The following is a 15853-nucleotide window of genomic DNA, read 5'->3' on the forward strand; positions in this document are numbered from 1 at the left end:
ATGCAATATTTAAATCTTTATTCAATTCAGGAATTCTTTGAATTAATTCGACCATGGGTACCGGAGTCTTCATTAAAATTAATGTCTTCACGGCATTGTTCAGCGCTTCTTTTACTTTATCGACGCCTTCGTTTAAAGTATAGACCGCGGCCTTCATGGTTTTCGGGACAGCCATCGTAAAAATTCTTTTTAACAGTGCATTTTCGGCAGTGGCATCGTCGATAACGATAATCTCCTGTATATCGTAGGTCTTGACGATTTGAGTCATACATTGTCCGTGGATCAGCCGTTCATCGCTGCGAATGAGTTGAATCATAGAGAGTCCTCCTGTTTGTTTTCAGCAAATTTTGTAAGCGCTCGCTTTGCTTAATTCCAGTTTATATTTCAATCAGGACCACCGTCAAGATCATTCCGGAAAGGGATTTTTTAAATTGTAATATTTATCAATTTAATTTATACTTCTAATATAATCGTGCATTCAAAATCAAAATTATCCATATTTTATCATCTGAAGGAAGAATAGCTATGATTAACGTTATATTAGCCGGTAAGTTTGCGATTGATTCTCCGGCATTGCCGGCAGGCTCGTTTAATATCATCGCAAGGGTATCAAATTTCATCGACGCAAAAGAAAAGGTTCAGGAATACATTCCGGATTATTTAATCGCGGAACTGGATCTGGTCAACGGCACTGCCTGGGATTTGTTATATCTGATTCAAAAGCAATCGTTGCCGACACGTTTTGTTCTGATTCATAATGATTTAACCTATCCCACTGTTCGTCGGGCTTTCCGCAGCGGGGTGTGGGATTACCTGCCGGATTGGGATCCTGCTCTTTTGAATCTGCCCGCGATTCCCATGATTGGCCGGGAATCCGATCCGCGTTTAGGTTTGCAGCAGTTATTGGGTTTGATCAAAGATGGGCAGCTACGGCCTTCTGCGGCCGCTGACGCACAAATTTCAGCCGCTCTTGCCAGTTATCCCGCTGCCTATCACATGATTTATTTCCGAATTGACAACATTCATCAAGCCTATGCCAAAATCATCAAAAACCGACGGCAATTCCGCAATTCTTTGCAAAATCTAATTGCGCAGACGCTTACGATGAAACATCAGCTTTTATTTATTAAGAATCACTCCGGCCTTTTCCTGGTTTCTGATCAGGATATAGACGGGCTGCCCGAACAACTGACAGCTTTGCAGAAAAAACTTGCAGAAACAACGTCCCTGACGCTTTCTTTCACTATGTCTGAAGTCTGCACCAGCTTAAATGGCTTCGCTCAGAAGATGATTCAACTCATCGACAATCATGAAACATGTTTTTTTAAGCAGCCCGGAATCTTTTTGAAGCCTTCTGAAATTATTGCTTTTCGGTCGCTCCAGCAATTCAATCCTGTCTATCAGAAGGAACGTTTCCAGCAAATTCAGGAAATAACATTGGAAAATCTTACAGATGTCAAAGAATCAGCGATCCGCTATTTTATAAAGCATCATATTTATCCACATGATATTCAGGAATTTTTTATTACTTTATTTACCAAGATTCGTTATCTAGGCTTGCAGAGAGGATTTCGTGATTTCCGTGATTTCTCACAGTTAATCCTGACGATCCAGTTTTGCGAATATCTTGAAGATCTGAAGGTCATTTTAGATGAAGCTGTACGTACAATTTTCCGATGGATTCAGGAAAATGGAAATTATCAATACTCAAAAATTGTAAGAGAAACTTTAATTTTTCTGCAAACTCATTATACGCAGTCTCTGACCTTGACCCAGCTGGCGGACTTTCAAAGTGTAAGCGAAGCTCATTTAGCCCGAACCTTTCAAAAAGAAGTCGGGATATCTGTTATGGCCATGCTAAGAAAAATTCGTTTGGAACATGCCGTTTATCTATTGGAAAACACACAGGAAAAAATAAAAACAATCGCCGTTCAGTGCGGCTATACAGATAGCTTATATTTCAGCCGGATTTTTCATCAAGCAACCGGACTTTCGCCAATTCAGTACCGGAAACAGAATCGAACAGACAAATAAAAAAGATCTGGATATTTTCCAGATCTGATCATTGAAAGGGGTATTTGCATTTTTATTCCATAACAAGTATTCTGAAGCCATTTTATCTATCTAATTTTCTTTCATTCTTGCCGTCAAATGATCGTAAAGGCGGGACGGATAAATCACATTTTCCAATCCTGTCACCCGGTATTCCTTATCGGGTCTTAATGTGATCGTCGAATCGGCGACAATCTCGACAAATTCATCCAGCGTTAAGCTCGGATCCATCTGCAGGGCCAGCGCGTAAAAACCAGCCAGGGTGGATATCGTACCATAGTTTACATCCAAACGGCTCGGATAGTAAACATAGTTTTCTTCTCCCGGAAAAGCCAGGACCCGGTTGGCATAAGGAAGATACAACACATGATCTGGAGTTTCCCCGGCCTTATCGAAATAGTAGGAATTCACATCATCCAGCGGGGCATACGGAATTTTAGCCAGCGTGGTGAAGTAATGACCATTAAAGTAGGGCATTCTGGTCAACACTTCGATCCCCGCTTGTTTCAATTCCTCGACTTTCGTCTGATATGCATCATAAGCGCTGTCCTGATTGTTCATATCCGAGAAAATAAGAATCATCCGGATCGGATCTTTTTTCAGGGTTTTGTTATATTCCAACAAGGAATCCAGATTTTCAAGGATGGAGGAAAGGTCTTGCTTCCCCTTTTCATCATATCCCGAATTGACGATATAAGCGATTGAAGCCTCCGGGGCATACCCCAGCGACTTTCCCGCCAGATTGGACAACATTGCGCCGCTTCCAAGCGTACTGATCAAATTTTGAGATAAGGGATCTTCGTTCCCATAAAAGAGTTTCAAATTATCTTTGTATTCAGGATGATCAACGTAAAGCTGTGGTCCGATGATCGCGATTCCCACGCCTTTTCCAGTGATTCCATTTTCATGGAAAAGCGCTGCGCCTAACGGTTTGCCCCAGGCTTGTTTCCAAAATTGCTCAATGTCCAGGTTCGTCAACGTATCCGGCCATTTTGTACTTGCGGTAAACATCGTTTCATTCGCAAGCTCGGATAACGTCAGCGAAGATAAATCCAGCGTTGAAAGATCTTTCGCTGTAAAATTATAAAAATAAAAATTTTGGGATGTCTTAATCTGATAATCGGATAGACTTGGGTTTGACAGGTTCTTATCCGGCCTGGATTCCAGAAATTTTTCCATTTCCTTTCCCGCTGAGGTCCCATGAATTCCCGGTTTCAGACGACCTTCGCTAAAACAGCCGCTCAAACACACTATCAATAACAGACCCATGATCAAAACTTTCTTCATTTCCGATCCCTCCTTATCCATTTCTATCTCAATCATACTCCAAATTTCAAACAATCGGAAACAAGGATTATCAATTTAATTCAATGACAGTTTTTCAAGCCTCCAAACTTGCGGTCTAAAATAAAAAAGACCTGCGCAGACACGCTGTCCGCTCAGATCTTCTGATTTCATAATGGCGCTATTCGATCGTTTCCCGCCAGATGTTTGCGCCCAAGGCCCGCAGCTTGCCATCCAGATCATCGTAGCCTCGTTCGATGTGATAAATTTCATGAATCTCCGTCACGCCTTCCGCTAGCAAGCCCGCCACTACCAGACTGGCGCCGCAGCGCAGATCCGTTGCAGTAACCCGATCGCCATAGAGCGGCGTGATTCCTTCGATCGTACAGCTGCCCTGACCGACGCTGATATCCGCGCCCATCCGCTGCAGTTCGATACAATGTTTAAACCGTTCCGGATATATCGTTTCCTTGATCGTCGACTTGCCTTCCGCCTGCGTCAGCAACGCCGATAACGGCTGCTGCAAATCTGTCGCAAACCCAGGATATGGCAGCGTTTTGATATCCACGCCCTGCAGCTTCCCGCCGCCGCGGATCGTCACGCTGTCCACGTCGACTTCCATATCCACGCCCATTTCCTGCAGCTTTGACAATAACGATTCCAAATGCTGCGGAATAATGTTGGTAATCTTCATTTCCTTAGCCGCCGCGGCCGCCATGATAATAAACGTGCCCGCTTCAATCCGGTCCGGGATGATCTCATGGAAGCAGCCGGATAAATAATCCACGCCGTCAATCGTGATCACATTCGTCCCCGCGCCGCGGATATGCGCGCCCATCTTGTTTAAAAGCGTCGCAACGTCAATGATTTCCGGCTCCTTCGCCGCGTTTTCAATCGTCGTGCGGCCCTTTGCATACACCGCCGCCATCATGATGTTGATCGTCGCGCCGACCGAAGAAATATCCAGGAAGATCTTTGTTCCGATCAATTCTTCCGCTTCGATCGTATAACACCCTTTCTGGTAGTCGACCTTCGCCCCCAGCGCTTCAAAGCCCTTGAGATGCAGATCAATCGGCCGCGGCCCCAGATAACAGCCGCCCGACATTTTAATTTTCACATGCTTGTATTTGCCTAACAAGGCTCCCATGAAATAATAGGAAGCCCGCAGCTTCGTAACCGCCGGATGTTCCAGCGGGCAGTTGATCATCTCCGTCGGATCGATGATCAGATGCCCCCGATCCTTATGCACCACCGCGACGTTCAATTCCTCTAACAAGGTCGATAACGACTCCACGTCCGCGATATCCGGAACGCCGCAGATCGTCACCGGGCCGTTAGCCAGAATGGAGGCCGGGATTAAAGCCACCGTCGCGTTCTTCGCCCCGCTGATTCTGACCTCTCCGTTCAGCTGATGACCGCCTTCAATCTTAAATACTTCTTCCATCGGTTGGGCTCCTTTCATTGCACTATCATACTATTAAGTTTGGCTGAAAACGTGATTGTTCCCTGATTCAATGAACGCGGAAACCTTACTCGCAATACAGCTGACGAATCTCTGCTTCCCATTGATCCATCAGTTTCTGCAGCTTCTTTTTGTTATTCTTTCTGCCCATCCAGGAAAAGCTGGCGATGGCCAGTTTTTTCTCCATGCTGGACGGCAGGAATTCCTCGCTGTACGTCACCTGACAACGATCCTCGCCCAGCGCGGCGCATCGGGTGTCAATCACCTGCGTACCGTCAAACATATCGACCCGCAGCTGGACATGACCCGGCTTGTCGTATACCGCGACCTGCGCCTTGCCGACCCGCTGCTTCCTTTCTGAAACCAGAACCTTCTTATCATATTTCATGCCCTCATGAATCTGGGCGATTGTCAATTTCTTATCGGTTTCGATCTGAATATCCTGCGCAATCCGCCGTGCCATGAAATTGAAAAACTGCACGGCAGAACAGGGAAACTCGTGCTGTATCTGCATAAACCTCATCCTTACCTTATCCGTACCTATTATACCGTGAACTCCCCGGCATTGCCACAATTTCCAAGTCCTTACCGGCAGTTTTCGCTTTCCTGAACTTTCCTTTCCCGCGCCGTTTATCCCAAAACTTCCGGCAGGCGCTTTGATCAACATAAATAAGGATCGCTTTTTTTTCGATCAAACTGACGTTGGAAAACCGAACGGAATGTTCCGCTCTCCCACTGTGCTTCCACTCTGTTTCATTTCTTCCGGTACTTCATGCTATAATAGAGATAACAATCCACCGCAAGGCAAAGAATAATGTAGGACAGACAAAGCCATCGCCGCTTTTCCAGCCGAAACGAAATCACAATTCTGATTAAGACTTCCGGGAGAAAATGAACCATGGATAAACGCAGACACCGAAAAACTCACACTCTGGCGCAATTTTTACGGCGCTATTTTCTGACGACCGCTTTGGGTGTACTCGCGCTTTTGGGGAGTGCTGTGCTCCTGTTTCTGCTGGGACTTCAGGCTGGATGGTACACGCGGCTCAATCACAATGAGAAACAGGCCCAGGAACTGATCGGTAAAATTCAGCGGCAGGATTTCTTTGATCCGGCTGAGGTTGGCGATGGTCTTGATTATGTGCTGTTCAGTCATGAACAGCTGGCAGATACTTCGTTGTCCCCGGACAGCGCGCTGACTGATTTTTCTCTCTATACCGGCAGCTACACCGGCAAGATCGGCACGCAAACCTGGTTCCGCACCGACCTGCGGGCGGAAGTCGTCATCCTCTTATTCCGCTATGAAATCCGCCCCGCCCTCCCGGCACTCGCCGCGCTGATCCCCAACTTGCAGGGGCCGTTGATCGGCGCACTCGGCTTGTCGCTCTTTCTGTACCTGTTGACGACGGCCAATCACTACGGGCGGAAACTTGTACAGGCTTTGAACACGTTGGAAGAATCCGCAACGCAGATCGCTTCCGGCAATCTTGATTTTGAAATTCAGGATACCGCGTTCACCGAGTTCAATCAGGCGTTGAATTCCGTTGATACGATGCGCTCCGCACTGAAGGATTCCCAGATCCAGCAATGGGATATGCAAAATCAGCGGGAGATCCAGATCACCGTGCTGGCGCACGATTTAAAGACGCCGCTGGCTAAAATCCAAACCGACGCCGAACTTTTGCAAAAGGAAGCCCGGTCAGCAAGGCATCGTCTGGAAGCCATCAATCGCCATGTCGGTCAGCTTCGTCAGGTTGTATTTCAGCTGCAGCAGGCAGCGTGCAGCCAGAATCAGGCGGAACAGCCCCGCGTCACCGCTATCGACGCGCTGGTCCGGCGCTGCATGAAGGAAGTATCCGGATTGTGCCGCAATAAAGCGATCACATTGACGGTATTCTGTCCGCCTTTCCAGGCCCGAATCCATGCGGAAACGCTGCGCCGGGCGCTGATCAATCTGCTTGATAACGCAATCCGCTACTGCCCCTCAGGCAAGACGGTTCAGCTGATGGGCCAGATTACGGAAACCTGCTGGATCCTGAAAGTCAGCGACGAAGGTCCCGGTTTTCACGCGGAAAGCCTGAATCATATCGGCGAGCCATTCTACCGTTATGAATCAGCCCGCAGCAGTCATGGCCATGCGGGTCTGGGCTTATATACCGTTTCGCAGGCAATGCAGATTGAAGGTGGCCGCATGATTCCCGGCAACGTTCCGGATGGCAGCGGCGCTCAGGTAATTCTGCAATTTCCATTATCGACGCTGGCTGATGAAAATGAAGCGGCCGCAAATTCAGATTAAACGTCAAATTGAAACTGGAATTCGCAGAGAAAGACAATATCATTTTAGATGTCCTTTACCAAAGACGAATTGGATTCACCCTGGCTTGCCGGCTGCTATTAAACCTTGAACTCAAAGCTGAAGCCGAAGCCTTTGACCTCATGCGTATCGTTGGCAATCACAAACGCTTCCTTGTCGATCGCCGTCACCATTTCCATCAATGCCGGATACTGATTTTTCGTGATGACGACCAGGATGATCTTCCGCTTTTCACAGGTAAAGCCGCCCTGCGCTTCGATCAGCGTTGTGCCGCGTTCCAGTTCGGAATGAATTCGTTCAATGATCTGTTCATATTGATCGGAGATGATCTGAATCGCTTTGGCCTGCTGGCCGCCGAACATCAGCACCTTATCAATCGCCACGGAAGAAGCCCAGACGGAAACAAAGCCGACCAGCACCGCTTCCAGGCCATAGGTAAATGCGCCCAGCAGCACGGTCAGCGCATCGGTGATCAGCACCAGCTTGGCAATTTCAATGTGCGTCAGCTTATGGACGATCAGCGGCGGAATATCCATGCCGCCGGTACTCGCCCCGGTTCGTAACGCCATCCCCACGCCGGTACCGCCTAAGAGTCCGCCATACAGAGAAGCCAGGATTGGATCAAGATCCAGCACCGGCACCCGGCCGCTGAAAAACGTCAGAAACACCGGATAGATCAACGAACTCAAAATGGTCTTCATCGCGAAGTCTTTTCCCAGAAAACAGGCTCCGACGATAAACAACCCGACGACCAGCAGATTGACCATCAGCGTAACTGGCAGCGGAATCAACGGCTGCAGCGCAACCGCCACGCCGGCGACGCCGCCTGACAAGATATCATAGGGCAGGATGAACATACTGACGGCCAGCGCCAGCACAACATTGCCCGCCACAACCCAGACAATATCCTTCCCCTTTTGTTTTAACGATTTCATAAGCGACCTCCTCGTTGACAATTCATCCTTCTTATTATAAGCTTTCCCCCGGCATAAAAAAAAGAAAACCCGCAGATTTCTCCGCCGGTTTTCGAGGATCTCAGTTTTTAAACGATTACGCCTTGTTTGCGGAACCGAACTGGTTCATCATTTCGATGACCTTCTTGGTGATCGCTTCTGCGCCTGGTTTCAGCAATTTACGCGGATCATAGCCCTTGCCGGCCAGATCTTTGCCTTCTTCAATGTACTTCCGGGTTGCGGCTGCGAAAACCAGCTGCAGTTCGGTGTTGACGTTGATCTTGGAAACGCCCAGGGAGATTGCCTTGGCAACCTGATCCGCCGGGATGCCGCTGCCGCCGTGCAGAACTAACGGTTTTCCATTGGTGGAAGCCTGGATTTCAGCCAGACGGTCAAAGTTCAGACCCTGCCAGTCAGCCGGATATTTGCCATGAATGTTGCCGATGCCCGCAGCCAGGAAATCAACGCCCAGCGCCGCGATGTTCGCGCATTCCTGCGGATCTGCCAATTCGCCCATGCTGGCAACGCCGTCTTCTTCGCCGCCGATGCCGCCGACTTCACATTCAACGGAAATGCCCTTCGAATGAGCCAGTTCCAGAATTTCTTTCGACTTCGCAACATTTTCTTCGAAATCGTAATGCGAACCGTCAAACATGACAGAAGTGAATCCCGCTTCAATGCAGGCCTTGGCTCCTTCAAATGAACCATGATCCAGATGCAGAGCAACTGGAACGGTGATGCCCATGGAGTCATGAATTTCTCTGACCATGGCGACAACATTCTTGAATCCAGCCATATACTTGCCAGCGCCTTCCGAAACGCCTAACATGACTGGTGACTTGGCTTCTTCAGCTGCAGCCAGGATGGATTTAATCCATTCCATGTTATTGATGTTGAATGCGCCTACTGCATAATGACCTTCATGCGCTTTTTCGATCATTTCTTTTGCGGAAACTAATGCCATAAATGTATCCTCCTATTTTCTACGCCCTTATTCTACTCCATTTTTCATAATTTGAGAAGTCTGCAACCGCGCTTTTGCATTAAAAAGAACACATCCCGAACAATCCTCAGATTTCAGTCAAAAATGCTGATCTGCCACTTTGTGAGAAAATTTGAAGAAAGCACAGATTTTAAATCTCCGATGCCAAGATTCGCTCTCAAAACAAAATACTTTGAAAAAAAAGAGGATAATTTTACCCATTTTTGGTTAACTTATGAAGAATTATTAACTTTTTTGTGTATAATACTATTGTCAGGGTGTAATATAAAGAGGGTTTACAAGTAAGGATTACCGATTTCGTTTTATCACCTGCTTTAGTGATTTTTTTACTTAACTTCACTAAAAAAATGATTGTCATAGTAGAAATTGTTGGATATAATTCCAACCGGAGGAATAGTATGAATAAAAGTTCAGAAATTTACGACATCGCTTGGGATCTCGCTTCGATCGTAGACAACCTGGATGATTCCGTCCTTAACGTAATTCGAAAAGGGACGCAAGGGATAGATCCGAATGCTTCCGCATCGCTGGATCTGGCCTGCACAATGCTGAATAAGAACATCGAACAGCTGAAAAGCTTAGTTGCATCCCTGGAAGAAATTACTTTCAGTCTGGAAGAAGAACTGGAAAAAAGAGGACCGAACGAGAAAGAGAACTCCTCAGCACCGGCAAATTTATCGTAAACTAAGAGAACTGTCAGAGCATTCAAGCTTTGCGACGGTTCTTTTTATTTTAGGTAAAAGAGGGAACGTGCAGATCCGCAGATTTTCAATAGGGAAGATAACGATGTTTGAACAGGACTCTTTTTCGATCTTCCGCTGAACCGTTTTTTGTGCAGGGGGGGAGCGGCATTGACTTCACTGTCATCTTCATGAAGAGCACGGTTGTTTTTTCAGTGAAGGAACTGAAAATAGTTTGATCAGCTTCTTTGCCGCTGCGGACTCAGGATTCAGCCTGGGTACTTGCCAATCGGACTGAATTTCATTATAGTTATAGCCAAGTTAACAGGAGGATTTCATCATGCAATCACCGCAGGAGATTATGATCATCCGTCAGTTGGACCGCGATTTGGCGCTGGCCGGCGACCGGCTGCACAGCCGCCAGATTTACCAACGCACCCTTTGGATACCGGATGAAGAACATCGTCAGGCTCTGGCCGAGACCTTAGACCAGCTGCGCTATCGTGTCGATCAGCTGACAGACGACAATGAAGCCTCGCATTTTTTTATCCACCATTTCCATGACGTTCTTGATTTTCTGACTTGGGAAGCGGAAGATTTCTGGACGCATCCGCAGGTTCAGCTGGGTGAAATCCAGCATGCGTTAAAGCAGCTGTGGTCCGTGGATCAGCGGCGACGCAGTCTGCGCATCGCTATTTTAGGCGATCAATGGGCTGCGCTGCCCGCTTGCCTGCAGGCTCTGGAACGCCGGTTCCCCGATTTTGACGAAAAGGATCTGCCGGTCATCTTATCCCGCAGCGCTGCGCTCAAACGCCAGGCCGAACAGATTATCCCTCAGCTGGACGCCCAGGAAGTGGAAGTCAAGCATCGTCTGAGCGAAGGCGTCCAGGCGCTGTCCCGCTGGATTGACCTGCTGCGCGAGGCCGGCGTCAATGAAGGTCAGGAAATCAAAGACGAGGATCAACGCCTGAACACGGATCCGGAAAGTTACCGGCGCACGCTGGCCATGAAGCTGGGTGTCGATCTGGAAGATCTGCTTTCCTGGTATAAAGATGAAATTGAAGCGACGCGGGCCAACGTCTTCGCGATTGCCAACCGGTTAAGCGATACGCCGGTGACGACGATGACTCAGGTTCGAGCACTGCTGGACGAAAAGGCCGGGGCTTGCGAAAGCGCTGAGGAAATGTTCCGCCGCGGTCATGAATATCTGGCCCGCGTCAAAGCGGTCAGCAAGCAGAAACTGTGGCATCCGATTGATGAAATTTGCGATCTGACCGGAGTGCCGGAGGAACTCAGAGAATCCTTCCCGTGGGGTGGTTACATGGACGGCTGTCCGTACGAACGTCCGCTGCACGGCCGGATGTTCTTAAATGAAACCAACTACACCGCCGTCAGCGACGGCTGGATTAAGGTCAATACGATTCATGAAGCCTATTTCGGCCATCACATCCAGTTTTTGCGGGTCAACAGCGATCCGCTGCCGGAAACGATGCGCCGCGGGCCAAAGGCTGACCCGCTGATCGAAGGCACAGCGCACCGCAGCGAGCACGTTTACGAATCAATCTTTGCGGAAGATCCTTACTTTCCGCTGTTCACAGCTTACCGCCGGCACCATACGTCAGTGCGGATTCAGGCTGATCTGATGCTGCGGTGGGAAAACCGCACGATCGGTGAAGTCGTTGAATTATACCGGCGGGAACTGGGCTTTGATGCGAAGACCGCACGCGGTCAGGTTCTGGCTCAGGAAGACATGTTCGGTTATTTCACCTGTTACTGCTATGGTCTGAAAAAGATCGAACAGCTGGAAAAGGAACTGGGGCTGCCGGCGGATGAGATGACCCGGCGGTTATTTGAAGCGGGACAGATCAGTATGGAAAGCTTGCGCCTGTTGTTAACCTGCAGCGAGCAAGCCCGCTGGTCAATTCTGCACGACTATCCAAGCCTTTACCGGTTTGCGTAGGATCATCATTAAGAGGCGAGGAATCCGCAATGATAAAAGCACTGTTTTTTGATCTGGACGGCACGTTGTTAACCTCTGAGAAAACATTGGCGCGTTCCACATGGGAAGCGCTGCAGGCTTGCCGCAAGAAAGGTATTTCCCTGTTCATCGCCACGGCCCGGGCGCCGCTGCTGGAAACAATGCTCGGCTGGACGGAAATCGAACTGAACTTATTTGACGGCGGAATTTATTGCAACGGCGCCTGCGAAAAGCTGCATGGGCAGACACGATACACGTTTCTGCCCGCCGCAATCGTCGCCAGCTGCGTGAAAGCCGTTCAAGCAGTCCCTGAACTGCATCTTGCGCTGCAGCTGAAGGATGAATTCCACGCCTTCAATGAACCGTTAGCCGACTTTGCCTATCCGTTATGGGGCATTGATCCGCGCCTCTGCGTTTTGCTGGGGCCGGAAGTGGTTAGACAAACGGTGAAAATTCTGATTTACTTTGAAAATCTTGTTGATTCCGTCACTGCTCTGTCCTTGTCGCTGACAGATCGCTGCCGCGCGATGAGCGTGAATCAGGCGAACGTCTATCTGACCGATCAGGGCAAGGTGCTGCAAATCACAAATCGCCAGGCAAGCAAATTCAAAAGTATTGATCACCTGCGCTGCCTGCTGAATCTGAAACCGGAAGAAATCGCGGTGTTCGGCGATGATTGGAATGATCTGGAAATGTTGACCCGCTTTCCTAACAGCGTCGGCATGGGGAATGCCGATCCGAAATTGCTCAGTCAGGTCCGTTATCAAACGCAAAGCAACGATAAAGATGGAATTGCCTACGCCATGCATACGCTCCTGGGGTTGATCTGAATCGGTATCCATGAAAGAAAATCAGTTAGTTCTATCCTGTTTTTAAGAGAACGGCACGGAAGCTCCTGCCGAGCAGGTTACAACAACTCAGCGAAGCCGCAAAGACGTCAGGAATCATAAATATTGAAATCAACAATTTGTGGCAATGAATGAAGCTGGGATGTCGCTATTCATTTAGGCGGAAGAAAAAAGAGATCCTGATCCGCTTTGAATGTCCGATAGATTCAGAGTCCGGGATGTTCTCGCAGATTTAGAAAACACCCTGTTCTTATTGATCACTCCCTGAAGCACGCTGAGCATCAACCTGTTCCGCTTTCTCATTTTCAACCCTTCCCTTGGACCCGAGGCCCTTTTGCCTATCTTACGGATTCCTGTCTGTCTTTCTGCTTCCTCCTTAAGAAATGGGAACCCGGGGAAAAAATATTTTTTTATTTGTTTGACATCGGGCTAAAACCTGTTATACTGAAGAAGTAATATTAAGCAATAGCTATGATCGCGTAACGGGATTGTAATTATCACTCAATGTACAAAAATCCCTGAAGTTATGCGATTTTTTATACCTTGAGTAGCTTCTTATTCCCACTAAAGGAGGTACTTAAAATGAGTACAGGAAAAGTAAAATGGTTTAACGGCGACAAGGGCTACGGATTCATCACGGATGATCAGGGCCAGGGCGATATCTTCGTTCATTTCTCAGGCATCAACGGCAGCGGCTACAAGTCACTGGAAGAAGGCCAGAAGGTTTCCTTCGAGATTGAAAACGATGCTCGCAGCAACAAGTCCCGCGCTGTTAACGTCACAGTTCTCTAAAAAACTGAAAAACCCGAAAGGGTTTTTTTCTATGTTCTCACTGACAGTTTCGTCAGTTTTCCAGTCCTGCCTGCCCCTCAGATCGTCCTGTTTTAAACGCTTCGCAGAACCTTCCTATTTTACCATTTCTTCAATGGCATTCTCGATCTCTTTCTGATATAATATGAAATTGAGTTTTTAAGGGGTATAGACTATGAAAAGACTGGCTTTCGATAACGAAAAATATGTGCAGATGCAGTCTGCCAAAATTAAAGAACGCATCAAACAATTTGATAACAAGCTTTATCTGGAGTTCGGCGGCAAGCTCTTTGACGATTACCATGCCTCCCGCGTACTCCCGGGATTTCAGCCGGACAGTAAAATAAAAATGTTGATGGAGCTTCGGGAATCTGTCGAGATCGTCATCGTCATCAATGCGACGGACATTGAGAAAAACAAAGTCCGCAGCGACTTGGGGATTACCTACGATCTGGATGTCTTACGTTTGATCGACGCCTTCCGCAGCATTGACCTGTATGTCGGCAGCGTCGTCATCGCACAGTACGCCGGCCAGATCACCGCAAATCTGTTTAAGAAGAAACTGGAAAATCTCGGTATCAACGTCGTTCTGCATTATCCGATCCCCGGCTATCCAAGCAATGTTTCCTACATTGTTTCCGACGAAGGCTATGGCAAGAATGAATACATCGAAACCACCCGTGAACTGATCGTCGTCACCGCCCCGGGACCCGGCAGCGGCAAAATGGCAACCTGCCTGTCGCAGTTGTATCATGATTACAAGCGAGGCATCAAAGCCGGCTATGCCAAATTTGAAACTTTCCCGATCTGGAATCTGCCGTTAAAGCACCCGGTCAATCTGGCCTATGAAGCGGCGACGGCGGATCTCAACGACGTCAACATGATCGACCCGTTCCACCTTGAAGCGTATGGCGAAACTGCGGTGAACTACAACCGCGATGTGGAGGTATTCCCGGTCTTGAATACTTTATTTGAAAAGATTGCGGGCGTATCCCCGTACAAATCGCCGACCGATATGGGCGTCAATATGGTCGGCAACTGCATCATCGACGATGAAGCGGCGCGCCGGGCCAGCGAAGATGAAATTCTGCGGCGCTACTATCAAGCGCTGTGCGATTACCGCCGCGATCTGGCAACGGAAGAATCCGTTCAGAAAATCGAACTGATCATGAACCAGGCCGGGATTGTAAAGGAAGACCGCAAGGTGGTTACCGCCGCCTTAAATAAAGCCGCGGAAACCGAAGCGCCGGCCGTGGCCATCGAACTGAACGATGGACGGATCATCACTGGAAAAACTTCCAATTTGTTAGGCGCCTCCAGCGCCGCACTGCTGAATGCGTTAAAGGAAATCGGCGGCATCAACGACAATATCCCGCTGATCTCCCCGAATGTCATCGAACCGATTCAGAAGCTGAAAGTCGAGCATCTCGGCAATCATAACCCGCGCCTGCATACCGATGAGATCCTGATCGCCCTGGCGATTGCCGCGACGAATAATCCGGTATCCCATCTGGCGATGCAGCAGCTGAAAAAGCTGAAGGACTGCGAAGTTCATTCCACCGTGCTGCTTTCGGAAGTCGATTCGTCGACATTCAAAAAGCTGGGCATGAATCTGACATGCGAGCCGGTGTATCAGAAGAAAAGATTGTATAATCGTTAACAAAAGCTGCGACACAAAGATTCATCCGAGTCTTCTGTGCCGCAGCTTTTCATTTGCATTTTTATTTTAACTGGAAACTTTATTCATCCTCTGCTCATTCTCCAACAAGCACCCGCCGGGTGCTTTCTTCCACGGCAAAAAGGTTATCCAGCACTTATTGAAGCGGAAATCAACGCGACCGCTTCCAAAATATTGGACACGACCGGCTTGCCGGAAGTGACAAGAAGCCTGCGGCTTTGGTGGCCGCGGTCGATCAGAATGCAATCCCAGCCTAACGCTTCCGCAACCTCCGCGTCATGCAGGGAATCCCCGATCATGATCATTTCCCGATCCGGCTGCGGATTTTTCTTCAGCCACGCCTGGGCGGCGCTCAGCTTCTCCCGGGCATAGATATCGGAAATTCCGATCAGATCGCTGAACCAGTCCGTACATCCGCATTGTTCTGTCTGCATGCGCAGATGATCCTGCCGGGAAGCGGAAAGAATCAGCGACGGTACCCCCTGTTCCCGCAGCTGCCGGATCCCCGGCTCCGCATCCGCAAACAAGCCGCAGCGCACGGCCCGTTCGTGATATCCGCGCATGTATTCCGTTGACAAAGCCTCAAAGCTTTCCCGTTCCAGATCAAAACCAACCTGCCGGTAGTAATTGATCACCGGGAACGTAAACACATTCTGGTATTGATCCACGCTTTCCAGCTGCGGCAGATGCCGCCGGCGAAGCATCGCGTTGACCGTTTCGATGCAGACCTCCACATCGTCCAATAACGTCCCATTCCAATCCCAGACTACCATTTTCATCCTTTTTCACCT

At 48.6% G+C, this 15853-nt stretch carries 14 protein-coding genes; 7 read left to right on the plus strand and 7 right to left on the minus strand.

Going from position 1 to position 15853, the window contains the following annotated elements:
- The coding region (locus tag AC5OW4_RS00005; RefSeq protein WP_493676486.1) for a PTS sugar transporter subunit IIB at positions 1-316 on the minus strand (316 nt) is incomplete at its 3' end.
- 209 nt (positions 317-525) lie between these two features.
- Between AC5OW4_RS00005 and AC5OW4_RS00010 the strand changes: the two genes are divergently transcribed.
- Complete coding sequence (locus tag AC5OW4_RS00010) at positions 526-2034, plus strand: helix-turn-helix domain-containing protein (protein ID WP_072683159.1); 1509 nt, start codon at positions 526-528, stop codon at positions 2032-2034.
- Positions 2035-2124: 90 nt separating this feature from the next.
- Here AC5OW4_RS00010 and AC5OW4_RS00015 read toward each other — a convergent pair whose 3' ends face one another.
- The 3 genes from AC5OW4_RS00015 to AC5OW4_RS00025 all read right to left on the minus strand — a co-directional run bounded on the left by AC5OW4_RS00015 (position 2125) and on the right by AC5OW4_RS00025 (position 5312).
- Positions 2125-3339, minus strand: coding sequence for a hypothetical protein (locus AC5OW4_RS00015; RefSeq protein WP_195548020.1), 1215 nt, complete (start codon positions 3337-3339; stop codon positions 2125-2127).
- 178 nt (positions 3340-3517) lie between these two features.
- The gene (gene murA, locus AC5OW4_RS00020) at positions 3518-4780 is read right to left on the minus strand and encodes a UDP-N-acetylglucosamine 1-carboxyvinyltransferase (protein WP_072683157.1); all 1263 of its coding nucleotides are present in this window, start codon (positions 4778-4780) and stop codon (positions 3518-3520) included.
- An 85-nt stretch (positions 4781-4865) separates the two neighbouring features.
- Positions 4866-5312 carry a DUF3284 domain-containing protein gene (locus AC5OW4_RS00025; RefSeq protein ID WP_195395686.1) on the minus strand — a complete coding sequence of 149 codons (447 nt, stop codon included), beginning with the start codon at positions 5310-5312 and terminating at the stop codon, positions 4866-4868.
- Positions 5313-5696: 384 nt separating this feature from the next.
- Between AC5OW4_RS00025 and AC5OW4_RS00030 the strand changes: the two genes are divergently transcribed.
- Positions 5697-7094, plus strand: coding sequence for a sensor histidine kinase (locus tag AC5OW4_RS00030; RefSeq protein ID WP_493676487.1), 1398 nt, complete (start codon positions 5697-5699; stop codon positions 7092-7094).
- A gap of 98 nt (positions 7095-7192) precedes the next feature.
- Here AC5OW4_RS00030 and AC5OW4_RS00035 read toward each other — a convergent pair whose 3' ends face one another.
- Positions 7193-8047, minus strand: coding sequence for a YitT family protein (locus AC5OW4_RS00035; RefSeq protein WP_493676488.1), 855 nt, complete (start codon positions 8045-8047; stop codon positions 7193-7195).
- Between the two features lie 115 nt (positions 8048-8162).
- Positions 8163-9029: a class II fructose-1,6-bisphosphate aldolase gene (gene fba, locus AC5OW4_RS00040; RefSeq protein WP_072683152.1), complete on the minus strand. Its 867-nt coding sequence runs from the start codon at positions 9027-9029 to the stop codon at positions 8163-8165.
- 437 nt (positions 9030-9466) lie between these two features.
- Between fba and AC5OW4_RS00045 the strand changes: the two genes are divergently transcribed.
- From AC5OW4_RS00045 to AC5OW4_RS00065, 5 genes are all read left to right on the plus strand, one after another.
- On the plus strand, positions 9467-9751 hold the full coding sequence (locus AC5OW4_RS00045) for a hypothetical protein (protein ID WP_493676489.1): 285 nt from the start codon (positions 9467-9469) through the stop codon (positions 9749-9751).
- A 337-nt stretch (positions 9752-10088) separates the two neighbouring features.
- Positions 10089-11708 (plus strand): DUF885 family protein, encoded by a 1620-nt coding sequence (locus AC5OW4_RS00050; protein ID WP_072683150.1) that lies wholly within the window; start codon positions 10089-10091, stop codon positions 11706-11708.
- Between the two features lie 29 nt (positions 11709-11737).
- On the plus strand, positions 11738-12556 hold the full coding sequence (locus AC5OW4_RS00055) for an HAD hydrolase family protein (protein WP_072683149.1): 819 nt from the start codon (positions 11738-11740) through the stop codon (positions 12554-12556).
- Positions 12557-13156: 600 nt separating this feature from the next.
- Positions 13157-13366 carry a cold-shock protein gene (locus tag AC5OW4_RS00060; protein WP_072683148.1) on the plus strand — a complete coding sequence of 70 codons (210 nt, stop codon included), beginning with the start codon at positions 13157-13159 and terminating at the stop codon, positions 13364-13366.
- A 193-nt stretch (positions 13367-13559) separates the two neighbouring features.
- Positions 13560-15044: a DUF1846 domain-containing protein gene (locus AC5OW4_RS00065; protein WP_072683147.1), complete on the plus strand. Its 1485-nt coding sequence runs from the start codon at positions 13560-13562 to the stop codon at positions 15042-15044.
- A gap of 143 nt (positions 15045-15187) precedes the next feature.
- Here the strand turns inward: AC5OW4_RS00065 and AC5OW4_RS00070 are convergent, their stop codons facing one another.
- Positions 15188-15841, minus strand: coding sequence for an HAD family hydrolase (locus AC5OW4_RS00070; RefSeq protein ID WP_072683146.1), 654 nt, complete (start codon positions 15839-15841; stop codon positions 15188-15190).
- Positions 15842-15853: the final 12 nt, after the last annotated feature.

Source organism: Holdemania sp. (genome assembly GCF_986127675.1).